Raw genomic sequence first — 13128 nt, forward strand, 5'->3', positions numbered from 1 at the left:
ATAAAAAGTCTTACTCTACTAATACCATTTGATGTTTAAAGTTACAAATGGTATAACTACTGGCTATTACACTTTAGAACTTTAAAATATTGATAAATGAAATTCAAAAGTAAAAACACAATAACTGTACAAGAGCTTAGAAAGTTACTTGAAAGCAAAAGTCCAGTTAAAATTTTGGACGTTAGACCCAAGGAGGAAAGAGATGAATGGAAAATTATAGAAAGTACTTTTGTAGATGTCTATGAAGAACTTAAAAAAGGCAAAAGAAAACTATTTAAAAATATTAAGTTCCCTGAAAATGTTCCAGTTGTTACTTTATGTTCTGCGGGGAAAACAAGTATGATTGCCATGGAACAGCTCCGTGAAGAAGGTATAGAAGCTTATTCATTGGAAGGAGGAATGCGGGCTTGGACTACCGCTTATAGTATGGCTGAAACTAAGGATAAAGAAGGGACAACTGTTCTACAAATACGAAGAACAGGAAAGGGCTGCTTGTCTTATATGATTGAAAATAATGGAGAGACCGTAGTTATTGACCCATCATTAAATATTGATGTTTACCTGTCTATTGCTGAAAGTAGAGGATGGAAAATAAAATATGTTTTAGATACGCATATTCATGCCGACCATTTTTCAAGAGCATTGGAACTGTCATCAAAAATCAATGCAAAACTACTTTTTCCAGAGCAGAAATTGTTAAAGTACACTTACCAAGCTATTGACAATGGAATGATTATAAGTTTTGGAAAAACAACATTAAAAACAATTCATAGCCCTGGGCATACACAAGAAAGTTATTGTTATTTAATTGGAAATAAATCTTTATTTACTGGAGATACATTGTTCACAAGAGGAGTTGGAAGGCCTGATTTAAAGGCTTCTCAAGAACAAGCAAAACAAAAAGCAAGTCTGTTGTTTGAGTCTATCCAAAAAATTATCGGGTTAGATCCTGATATAATAATATACCCCGGACATATTAGTGAACCCATTGCATTTAATGAAATACTCATCTGTGATACGTTGGGGAATATCAAAGAATCTGTTGACTTGTTGAACTATTCGAAAGATGATTTTATAACAAACGTACTTCGAAATATACCTGAAACACCTCCGAATTATCAGGCTATAGTAGAGTTGAACAAGGAAGGAAAAGCTAAAGAAAGTGAATTGATTGAGTTGGAAGCAGGTGCGAATCGTTGTGCGATTTCTTAATGTAAAAGGATAGAGGAGAGATGAGAGAAAAAACAATTTTAGGCTTAAAAGAAAACTGGAAACAGTTTTCATTATTACTTATAGTAAATGCCTTTGTAGGGGGTATGGTTGGATTGGAAAGAACAATTTTACCTGAACTAGCAGAAAAACAATTCTTAATTACAGCAACTTCTGTTTTGCTATCCTTTATTATCGTTTTTGGTATTGTAAAAGCAGTAACCAATTACTTTACGGGAGTTTTAGCTAATAAAATAGGAAGAAAGAAGTTACTTGTTATTGGTTGGTTAGTAGCAATACCAATTCCATTTATACTTATGTATTCGGAGAATTGGAACTGGATTATTTTTGCCAATGTTTTACTCGGAATCAATCAAGGATTGACTTGGTCAAGCACAGTGGTTATGAAAATTGATTTGGTAGGAGAAAAAAACCGTGGTTTTGCAATGGGACTTAACGAGTCTTTTGGATATCTCTCAATAGCTATTGTAGCTTATACGACCGGATGGATAGCTGCAAATTATGGTTTGAGGCCTTACCCGTTTTATCAAGGAATTGGCTTTGTTATTTTAGGAATACTAATGAGTGTTTTTTTGATAAAGGATACAGCAAAATACGTTGCTACTGAAAGCAAAACGACTAAGGTTAAAGAACATGAAAATGTTTTTTGGAATGCGACATGGAAGGATAAGAACTTAGGATCTATTTCTCAAGCAGGATTCGTTAATAATTTAAACGATGGAATGATCTGGGGAATTTTACCTGTGATTTTGGCTAATAGAGGTTTTAGTTTGAGTGATATTGCTTTAATTGTAGCGATTTACCCTGCTATTTGGGGGGTAGGTCAATTGGTAACAGGGAAGTTATCGGATCATTACAATAAAAAAAATATGTTGTTCTTAGGAATGGTATTACAAGGTGTGTCCTTAATTGTAATGTTTTGGGCAGTTCATAAGTTTTCGTTTATTCTACTTTCTTCTGTACTCGGCATTGGAACTGCCATTGTATACCCAACATTTCTTTCAGCAATTGCTGATCATACTAATCCTGGTCAACGAGCAGAAAGCATTGGCGTTTTTAGGTTGTGGAGAGATTTAGGGTACTCATTTGGAGCAATAATAACCATAGTAATTGCTCAATTTTTAGAGGTAGACTTTACCATTTTATGTATTGGAACTCTAACGATGTTTTCTGCTTTTATTATTAAATTAAGAATGACGTAAATTATGAAAACACCATTTATCTATTTAGATTATAATGCATCTACTCCAATTGACTCTAGGGTTGTGGATGAAATGCTACCTTATTTGACTCGTATTTATGGGAATCCATCGAGTATCCATAATCAGGGAGTAAAAGCAAAAGAGGCTGTTCAGAATGCGCGTCAACAAGTGGCGAATTTAATAGGAGCTAATTCTGATGAAATAATATTTACCAGTGGAGGTACTGAAGCCAATAATCATGCGATTATTGGAACTGCAATGGCCAATAAAGTAAATGGAAACCATATTATAACTTCGGCTATAGAACATCCAGCAGTTACTGAAGTTTGTAAGTATTTAGAAAGTCGAGGTTTTTCAATTTCTTATGTCGATGTTGATAAGGAAGGAGTTGTTAAGTTGGAAGAATTAAAAAAGGCAATTACCAATGAAACCATTTTGATATCTATTATGCATGCCAATAATGAAATAGGAAGCATTCAGCCTATTGAAGAAATAGGAAAGTTAGCAAGAGAAAAAGGTATTGTTTTTCATACAGACGCATCACAATCAGTAGGAAAAATTGAAGCAAAAGTCGATCAGTTGCATGTTGATTTACTCACAATTGCAGGTCATAAAATTTATGCACCGAAAGGAGTTGGGGCACTTTATGTTCGAAATGGAACGAAGTTAAGCAATCTGATGTTTGGAGCTGGGCATGAACAAGGTTTACGACCAGGTACCGAAAATGTAGCCCAAATTGTAGCTCTAGGTAAAGCGACTGAAATTTCTAAGGAAGAGTTTGCTAAGAATATGGAGCAAATGAAAAATATACGGGACTATTTATTAGAAAAGCTACAAAGTTTAAATATAAAGTTCGTAGTTAACGGAAATCTTTTGAAATGTTTGCCCAATACTTTAAATGTTAGTTTTAAAGATTTGGATGCAAACGCATTGATTTATAAGCTAAGAAATAGTGTAGCCTTATCAGCTGGATCTGCCTGTCATTCTGGAGAAGTAAAACTATCAAATGTAGTTAAGGCAGTCTTAACGGATTTTGACTATGCAAATGGCACCATACGATTTTCAGTAGGGAAAAGCACTTCAAAGAAAGAAATAGATGAGGCCATAAGTTTGTTTAAAAACTATTTCATAAGGAATTTATGAAACTAAAAAAACCTTCAAGTTTTACTTGAAGGTTTTTTATAATACGTTTCTCTATAATTAAAATTGATAACGAATCGATAAACCGAAATCAGCTTCGAAACCATCATAAGAATCACTAAATCCGAATTCTGGTCTAAAGTCTAAGGAAATTAACAACGGAATATCAAAATTGTATTCAATCCCGACAACACCAGCACCAAAAATAAATGTGTCAGAGTTATTCGTTGCTTTAGTTTTCCAGCTTCCTAATCCACCACCAACACCAGCGTACCAGTTAAAACGGTCTTCAAGTTGCCAAACCCATTGGTACAAACCAGCAACTTTAAAAGCACTATATGAACTGTTTCCTCTAATACCAAGATCAACTTCTAAACGATTGTTATCGCTTAATTTTCTCTGGTAAGATAATTCTCCTCCAAATCCGTTGTTCTCTCCAAAACGAATACCTATTGCATTTTTAGAGGTGTCTTGAGCGTTTGCAGCAAATACCGATAACGTTACAAAACCGATGAACAATAACAGTTTTTTCATATTTAAAAATATTTAATAGTTTAAGTGAAAATACATTTCAAAATTGATGCCAAAAATACATGAATTTTTTTCATTTAAAATGAAACGAAAGTGAAATAAATTGTGTTAATCGATAAAACCTACTCTCAAAATCAGAGGAAAAAGTTGATAGCCTCATTGAACATATTCACAAACTGATGGAAAGAATAATACGATTTGTGATTAAAAATTTCGTGTAAATTAATTGAGTTGTTTTTTCATTATACGAGGCAAAAAAAACAAAGCATAGCCTTAGCTACGGTTTCTTTTTTAACGTATTAGAATGTAAAAAGAAGCTGTTCATATGTGAAATATTTTCTTTTAAATTGTATAACACCTCACAGGTCTCAAAAACCCGTGAGGTGTTATTTGATATATCGGAGTCTATTCTTACTTCTCTATTGAAATTCGAATTCCATTTGAATGACTAGTAAACTCTGGTGCGTACATACTCTGAATACTTGTAATCCCATTGCTAAAATTACCTGCATTATTAGCTCTAACATCATATTCGAAAACATACACTCCTTTAGGTAATCGACTGAAAAAGAAATTTGTTGCCGCATCTTTAGTACTTTGGTAATAACCTAAACCGTCTTGCCATTTGTATTCTGAAAGTACATTGATAGGTTCAACACCACTGGCTCTCATATCTTTCATATGAATAAAGTCCATATCTCTATCTGAACGAAGCTCAATTCTTATCGTTAGTAGATCGCCAACTTTTAGCGTTGTTTTATTTGTGATTTCAATTAACTTTTTACCAGTATCTGAATTAACCTTTTTGAATACTTTTTTCTTCAGTTGTAAAGGCGTTTTAGCCGAAGTAATTTTATCTAAATCTTCGAAGTATTGCCAATACAATCCTCCCCAAGCAACCGTTTCGCCTTTTGAGCTCATGGTTACCGTTCCCATACCTTTTTGAATTGCTTCTCCGCTCCAAGAGGTTTTATAATAACCAGTTCCTGCTTCTAACTTAATCTCAGGATTTTGTTCTGGGTTTATAACTTTTTTTCCAACGGTAACATCTACCAATTCTGTAGAAGATAACCAATCACTTCCTTGTAGTAACAAAGCGTAAACCGCTTCTGTAGTGGCCTTGGTTGTTTTCCATTGGCTTACTTGCTTGTTTTTAAGTAGCCAAATTTTTAGGTTGTCTATTGTTTGTGTATCATTTTCTATTTCAGAAAAAGCTTCGATTAACAATGCCTGAGTTTCAATAGGAGCTTGATGCCAATACCAACCTGGTTTATTGGCTTTCCAATACATTCCCATTTCTTCTGAGGTAATGCTGTTTTCTTTTAAAGATTTAAGAATTTTAGAGGCCGTTTCCTTCTGATTGCTACGATGATTGATAATGGCCATTAAACCTTGACTGTATAAATCTGTTTTTTTCCAAAACCTTGATGTTTGTTCTGTATAAAACGAAATGGCTTTTTTAGTATCTGAATTTATTGTGATATCAGTGTAAAAACTACGCGCATACAAGTACTGAACAATAAAATTACTTAAATGATCTTTTTTTAAATATTCGATAGATTTTTTTTCGCCATCTCTTTCTTTAATTTTATGAGCCTCCTTCTGAACATCTTTGTAAATATCTCCAATTTCTTTATCAAGGAATCGAACCGATTTTTTGATAAGGTTGTCTGCAATATTATCGAAATTAGATATTCCTAGTTTTTTTAAATGACCAAATCCACTAGCAATATGAAGCGTGATATAAGAGTTTGGGTAATATCCACCTTTAAACCAAGGAAAACCTCCATTGCTCAATTGCATGTTTTGTAACTTACGAATAGCAGATTGTTGTTCATTACTCAATTTGTTTAAATCGAACAACAAAGCAATTCGTTTCTTCTGCTCCGTTTCTGATTGTGCGTCACGTAACCATGGAGTTTCTTGAATGATCAATGATTTTAACTCCTGATTCTTTTCTAGGTTGCTTAACAATGCTTCGGACGATTTCCATTGATTGAATACTTCTTGAATTCTTGGATTTGAATTTGCGATATGACTCGCCAAGGTATTCGCATAAAATCTAGCAAAAATTTGTTCGCTACACTCATGTGGATACTCCATTAGATAAGGAAGTGATTGTACCGCATACCATGCTGGATTCGAAGTAACTTCAAGAGTTAATTGATGATTTTTTAAGCTTGTTGAGGTATTGTTTTTTAGTTTGTCTAAATTAAAGGTCTTGCTTTCTTTCGAACGTACCCACATTGGTAAGGTTTCTGTTACTAAAATTCTATTGGATAGTACAGGTAAAGCGTTTTGTTCACCATCGCTAAAATCGCCTGCTTTAGCTACTATTTTGTACTGAACAGCATCAATAGTCTCAGGAATATATAAACTCCATGAAACCTCAGTATTTCCATTTATATCTACTGAAAAAGATTGTTCTTGTACTGAGTTTTGTAAAAGATTGATTTCTTTTCCAGAAATAGGGTTTGTTAATATAAGTTTAGAGATTCCTGAAAGATTTTTATCAGATAAATTTGAAACTTTCGCACTGATGGTGATTTTATCTCCATGACGTAAAAATCTCGGTGCATTAGGTGTAACCATTAGTTCTTTCTGCGTAACTGTTTCTAAAGTTTTAGTTGAAGAATACAAATCTTTATTATGCGCTAATAATTGAAGTTTCCATTTGGTTAAAGCTTCAGGAACTGTAAAGTTAAACGATATGTTTCCTTCAGAATCAGTAGTTAACTGCGGGTAAAAGAAAGCAGTTTCCTGTAAATTCTTACGTATTTGAACACCACTGAAATCAGTTTTTTTCGGATTTCCACCTTCATTGTTTAAAGGTGCTGGAGCATTTACTGGAGCGTCAAACTCTTCTTGCACATCTTCAGTTTCAACTAACATTACAGTACTTTCTGCCATACGAGCCATTTTTCTTCTTGGTGAACCAGATGAATAACCTAAACCAACAGCAACAACTTCATCTAAATTACCATCAGCTTCCATTTGAGCAATAATATGGTTTGATTCATCTACTTTCTTTTCAATGGTTTTCATTCCAACAAAACTAAATACTAAAATGTCTCCTTTATTCACGTTTAGGATAAATCTACCATCAAAATCGGTCTCTGTTCCGTAGGTAGTTCCTTTGATAAGAACGGTAGCACCAGATAATGGTCCAGATTCGTCTTCTACAATACCAGATATCTTTTTATCGAATTTCGTTTTTTGAAATTTTAGGGTTCTTACATATTCTCTTTGAGACCATTGTTGGTTGTTTAGGTTTAACCCAAACCAATTGTACTTCGTATAGTTAGGCTTATAATTTAAAGGACGAGCCCTGTCAAGATTTTTTACATTGAAATTAGTGTTCCCAAAACTCACACCAGCGTTCGCATTGTTATACGATCGGTAGATAGGTTTTTGTATTGGGGAGAAATTCCATTGATGAGGTTTAAAAGCATCTAAAGAAGCATCATACATTCCTGCTAATAATTCGGCTGTCACTTTTTCTTTTTTAGGACCTTTTACCGTAAAACTCCATGTTTGCTTTTCTCCTGGTTGTAATTTGTCTCTAAACGTATTTGTGATAATTTCTAAATCTGTTTTCGGATAAGGAACAGCAATATCTAACTGCCCTTTTTGAAAACTGTTATATTGCACGAAGTACCATTCAATTCCAAATCCACCTAAGTCTTCTTCCGTTACTGGGACTGAGAATTTCTTTCGATTTTTATTTAAGTGAACATAATGTTTTTCAAAGATGTTTTGGTTTTTCTCAATCAATAAAACCAAACTAATATCTTCTGAGTTACTGCTAACAGTAATGGTAGCTGTATCGCCAATTTTATATTCTTTTTTATCTGCAATAACCGAAATTAACTGTTGATCAAAAGGTAATTCGTCTTTTAAAGAAGAAAGTGTAAAGAACTGTTTTGCTTCAACAGTTTGACCAAATTTGTCCTTCGTTTTTAAAATGGCGACATATTTTCCTGAAGCCCATTTTTTCAATCCTTTGATTGTTTGTTCGCTTTTATTGGCCGTATTAAATTCCGATGAGAAAACTTTTAAGCCTTTTTCCCAGTGTAAATAATTGTCTTCATTTGTATAAGCATCATGAGGATACTTTGTGCTGAATTCTTTTTTCGAAATAACTTGATAATCTGGGGCATTCCAAGGACGTTTTCTTAATACTTGTTGAGGTGCTTTTAATTTAAATATGTTAACAGATCCTGAACTTTCGATGTTTTCACCATTTAAGTTTTTAGTGGAAAAACTAATATTGGTTTCGTTATTAAGTTTATTTATGTTGTTTGGTATTTCAATATCTGCAAGTAAGGCATGATAGCCAACTTTAACTTCGGTAGTGGCACTCCTTGTTTCACCATTAATATCAGTCACATCGGCTGTAACTTCATAGGTGAATACGGGTTGTGTTTTTTTATCAGCACTATCATCTGGAATAGCGTTAAATACAATTGAAAAGTTTCCAGATTTGTCGGTGGTTACTTTACCTTGAAGGATCTCTTTCGGATGAGAAGTAAAATAAGGTTTGTACCAATACCACCATCTTGGATAAACTACTTTTCTATGCACGCGATATACAACTTTAGCATCGGTAATTGAAGTGCCTGCAAAAGACTTCGCAAATCCTGTTACTTTTACTTCATCGTTAACTTTTATCGTTTCTGTAACCGGTTTAAAGGCTGTTTCAAATTTAGGGCGTTTATATTCTTCTACAGAAATATACGTATTATTTCTCCTGTTTTCAATAGAGGCTTCAATAACGAATTGCCCACTTAATCCTTGGCTAGGTAAAATAAAGCTTGAAGAGAATGAACCGAATTCATTGGTTTTTAATTCAATTTCTTTAACGGTTTGATAGTTCACATCTTTTAAGGTTACTGTAATTACTTTTTCGGCCTTCACCGTCGATTTGTTTTCAGTAGTTTCTAACGAAATCCCTTTAAAATAAACCGTTTGCCCTGGTCTATATATACTTCTATCTGTAAATAAAAAGGTTTCTGTATGTGTTCTATTTGAATTATTGGCATTTCTATGTTTTGGATTTATATAAAATCCTGTAAAAATAGCTTCGTCGTCTTTGTAATTTATAGTTGCTGTTACGTTCGCATAATATTCTCTATTTGGAGCAAAAGTAAATTCTCCGTTCTTGTTCGTTACAAAATTCCTGTTAATAGGTCGATTGTGACGACTTCTAGTGTCGTTTGAAAGATTCACCTTTGCGTTAATCAAAGGAGCACCTGTATTTCTGTCAACAACTTGATAATTATTTTCTTGTTGATGGTTTAAAACAAAAGCAATATTGGTAACCTGAATGTTGGTGAAAGCAAAAGTTGAGTTTTCTTTAAATTCTTTTTTAGGAGAAGCCAAAATTACATAATTACCCCTGCTTAGTTTTGGAAGTCCAATTTCTGTAGTATGTTTTTGGTAATCACCTACCGATTTTAGGGTTGAATTCCATTCCTCAATCTTTGGAAGTTTTTTGAGAAAGGCATATTGTTTTTCTGTATTGTATATTTTATGTAAACGCTCAATTTGATCTATATCGATTTTATGAATCGAAAAATACAATTCAGAAACATTTTTATAACCAACTAAAACTCTAGAGTATTCTGAAACAGAAATGTGCTTTTCAGCAATAATGTTGAGTTCTGTTTTGGTAATATTGTTTTTTAAAGACTCACATTTTTTTGCTCCTAAACTTTTAGGAAACTTCTTGAGAATATCATTACAAATAGTTAAAGCTTCTTTATTTTTGAATTGATGAGTTTCGTTTTTTTCAGCATCATAACTATTGGCTAACTCATTGTATATTTTGGCTACTTGATAGGCATATAAACCTGATACTTCATTATTATGATAGCGTTTTTTTTCAGTGTTCAATGCTTCTAAAAACAATTTTTGTTTGTTAGGATAAGTACCGTGTTTATTCACAAATGCTAAACGTTCAATATCATAGTTTACCAATGCTGGTAAGTTATTCTCCTTACTATGAAATTGCAATAATTTTTGGTAGGTTTTTAATGCATTGAATTGAAGAGATAGACTATCTTTTGAAGTGAGGTTTAATTTTGAAAAATTCTTGCTATTACCAATATAATGTTTGTTGTCTATTTTAAATTCATAGGTAGGTTTTGTAATGGCAGTTTCAGAAGTTTTATAAAATTCTAACGAATTATAAGCAAGAAAATCGAATAACGTTGGTTGTAAAGACTTTGTGTCTTTAGTCATTTGTAAAATATCCGAGAATTCAGAAATTTTTATTTTTTGAAGCTGAGATGAATGTTCTAAAGAAGCTTCGAAGTAGCTATGGATTTCGTGAAATAAGGTAGTTAAGTCCCAGGTTCTGAAATCATCTTTATCAGCTTTTATAGTAGTTTGAGTTCTATTATAAAACTTCCATCTGTTTTGATTAAAATATTGCCAGTATAGGTTTGCCAATACGTTTTCGAGTACATTTTTGGTAGGGAAGTTACTCGTAGTAATATGTTCTTTAAATTGATTAATAATTTTAAGTTGAGCATCTTCCTCAAGAGTTAAGGAGAACTTACTTTTATAAAACAAAGCTTTAATCAACTGCGATGTATTGTTTTGTTTTTTTGCCTTGGTGTAAATTCCATCAACTATTTTTAACGCTGATTTAGGAAGGTTGTCAACTTCAAACTTATAAACTTGATCCCAAGAGTTCGTATACTCGTTTTGAGCATTAATAGTGGTTGAGAATAAACAAATCATTATTAAAATGGGTGTTAGTCTTTTCATCTGTTTCATTTCTTTACATTTTTTCTATACATGCCGCTTCTGTTGGCTATGTATTTATAACAAAGTAAACGATTATTTTCGATAGTCATTTTGTAAATGAGTAAAATAAGTGCTTTGTTTAGTGAAAGTACCTGTTCGTTTAGTTTGTATAAACAATAAGCGAGCCAAAAGGCTCGCTTATAAAGGTTAATATATTTTTTTGACAACAAATTCGCATCGCCTATTCAATTCGTGTTGTTCTTCTGAGCAGGCATTTTTCGTTTTACATTTAATCAAAGGTTTATCTTCTCCATATCCCATTGCTATAATTCTATCAGGCTCAATACCTTGGTCAATCAAGTAATAACGAACGGAGTTTGCTCTTTTTTGAGATAATTCTTTATTATATCTATTATTACCACGCATATCAGAGTGTGTACCGATTTCAACGATCATGTCGGGATACTTCTTCATTAAATCGATAACTGTTTTAGAAGCTTTTTTAGCATCACGTCTTAAATACCAAAGTTTATAATCAAAGTTAATTTCCTCTGTTCGAATAACTAATTCTCCATTTTCTTTTGCAATATCTTTTTCTTGAGCAATAGCTTTCTTTATATTTTTCTTACGATTAAGTTCAAGTTGCTGAGCTTTTTTCGCTCTTAGTTCATGTTCTTTTTGCTGTTGTAGTGCAAGTGCTTTTTTGCGTTCCTCTTCGAGTTTGAATAATGATTTCAATGCTAAGGAAGCATCATTAACCTTTTTTCGCTCTTCTTCTAAGTTAAGCACTACTTTTTCTTTCGAGTAGCCATCTTTGGTAGCACTAATAACATAGTTTGAATTACATGCTGCGTCAAATTTAAAGTAACCATCATCATTCGTGGTTTGTTTAGCTATAATGGCACCTTCTTTTTTTAAGATAACTAAGGCGTTTTCAAGCGTAAGTTGCGAATCTATATCCGTAATTGTACCTGCAATAAATTGAGCGCAGTTTTCTATAACCAAAGGCTTTTGCTCTACGATTTTATAAATATCATCATTACCCTTACCTGTTAAACGATTTGATGAGAAATAACCTTCTTTAGTAGTAGAATTAATATTGAAAGAAAAATCATCATATCCTGAATTAATAGGAAGCCCTACATTGTCTGCTTCAGATATTGAACCCTCAGTAATTTTTGCAGAGAAAACGTCTAGCCCTCCGAAACCATTGTGACCGTTAGAAGAAAAATAAAGGTTATTATTTCTATCTACAAAAGGAAACTGTTCTTTTTTATCGGTGTTGATTTTTGGGCCAAGGTTTTCAGGGAGTCCTAAACTTCCATCAGCTAATATCGCTACAGAATAAATATCAAAAGAGCCGAATCCTTTAGGCATATCTGATGCAAAGTATAATGTTTTTTCGTCGGCACTTAATGCCGGATGTTCAGTAGAGTAGTTATCGTTATTAATAGATAAAGGAGTTATATTTTTCCATTTTCCATTTACGAACTCAGCTTTAAAAAGTTGAACATGGGTTATTTTGTTTTTATCTTTTTTTCGTTTACCGTTTGAAAAGTTGTTGCGAGTGAAATAAGCGGTTTTACCGTCACGAGTAAATATGATATTCGATTCGTGAACTTTGGTGTTAATTTCAGGAGAAAAAGAACTTATGTCTGATAACTTTCCTGTTGAAGCTTTGTACAAATCTAAGTATTGATTACCTGTCCATCCATATTTTTTATGTACACCATCTTCTAGCTTTTTAGGTGCAGCAAATATTAAGGTGTCTCCTTTTTGGATAGCACCAAATTCAGATTGATCTGTATTGATAGATAAATTTTCAATGCTAAATCTATCGCCAATCGCTTTTACATTTTTAAGATACTTTATTGATTTTTCAAGAGTAATTAACTTGGTAGAATCATGTTTTTTATAATAAGCTCTGAGTACGTTATTTGCTTTGTTATAATCGTTTTTAGCTTTTAAAGTTTCAGCATATCTGAAATATGTTGTTTCATTGATTAATCGCTTATAATTTTTTACTAAATATTTGTAGTAAACCGAAGCTTTACTATACTTGGCGATATAAAAATAGGAATCGGCAATATTTTTTAAGGCTTCAAAAGAATATCCATTATCTAAAGATTTCTTATAAAAAGGAATGGCCTCACTATAATAAGCTCTTTCGAAGTATTTGTTAGCTCTTATTAGGTTTCTATCAACTTGGGCATTTAAACAAGTAAAGTAGAAAAATGTTAGTATAAATAAAATTCTGTTCTTCATAATACAT

The 13128-nt window shown here is 32.7% G+C and carries 6 protein-coding genes; 3 read left to right on the forward strand and 3 right to left on the reverse strand.

The window, feature by feature from the left end; all coding sequences use genetic code 11:
- The first annotated feature begins 96 nt into the window (after positions 1 to 96).
- The 3 genes from BLW23_RS08340 to BLW23_RS08350 are packed head-to-tail and all read left to right on the forward strand — an operon-like array spanning position 97 to position 3575.
- On the forward strand, positions 97 to 1212 hold the full coding sequence (locus BLW23_RS08340) for an MBL fold metallo-hydrolase (RefSeq protein ID WP_093668785.1): 1116 nt from the start codon (positions 97 to 99) through the stop codon (positions 1210 to 1212).
- A 20-nt stretch (positions 1213 to 1232) separates the two neighbouring features.
- Entirely contained in the window at positions 1233 to 2432 is a 1200-nt protein-coding gene (locus BLW23_RS08345; protein ID WP_093668786.1) for an MFS transporter, read from the forward strand.
- Positions 2433 to 2435: 3 nt separating this feature from the next.
- Positions 2436 to 3575, forward strand: a complete 1140-nt coding sequence (locus tag BLW23_RS08350; RefSeq protein ID WP_093668787.1) for a cysteine desulfurase family protein — start codon at positions 2436 to 2438, stop codon at positions 3573 to 3575.
- A 57-nt stretch (positions 3576 to 3632) separates the two neighbouring features.
- Here BLW23_RS08350 and BLW23_RS08355 read toward each other — a convergent pair whose 3' ends face one another.
- The 3 genes from BLW23_RS08355 to BLW23_RS08365 all read right to left on the reverse strand — a co-directional run bounded on the left by BLW23_RS08355 (position 3633) and on the right by BLW23_RS08365 (position 13121).
- Positions 3633 to 4106 (reverse strand): hypothetical protein, encoded by a 474-nt coding sequence (locus BLW23_RS08355; protein WP_093668788.1) that lies wholly within the window; start codon positions 4104 to 4106, stop codon positions 3633 to 3635.
- Between the two features lie 408 nt (positions 4107 to 4514).
- Positions 4515 to 10877, reverse strand: a complete 6363-nt coding sequence (locus BLW23_RS08360) for an alpha-2-macroglobulin family protein (RefSeq protein ID WP_255362768.1) — start codon at positions 10875 to 10877, stop codon at positions 4515 to 4517.
- A 186-nt stretch (positions 10878 to 11063) separates the two neighbouring features.
- Complete coding sequence (locus BLW23_RS08365) at positions 11064 to 13121, reverse strand: OmpA family protein (RefSeq protein ID WP_093669380.1); 2058 nt, start codon at positions 13119 to 13121, stop codon at positions 11064 to 11066.
- Between the last annotated feature and the right edge of the window lie 7 nt (positions 13122 to 13128).

This window comes from Tenacibaculum sp. MAR_2009_124 (assembly GCF_900105455.1).
Taxonomy (GTDB): domain Bacteria; phylum Bacteroidota; class Bacteroidia; order Flavobacteriales; family Flavobacteriaceae; genus Polaribacter.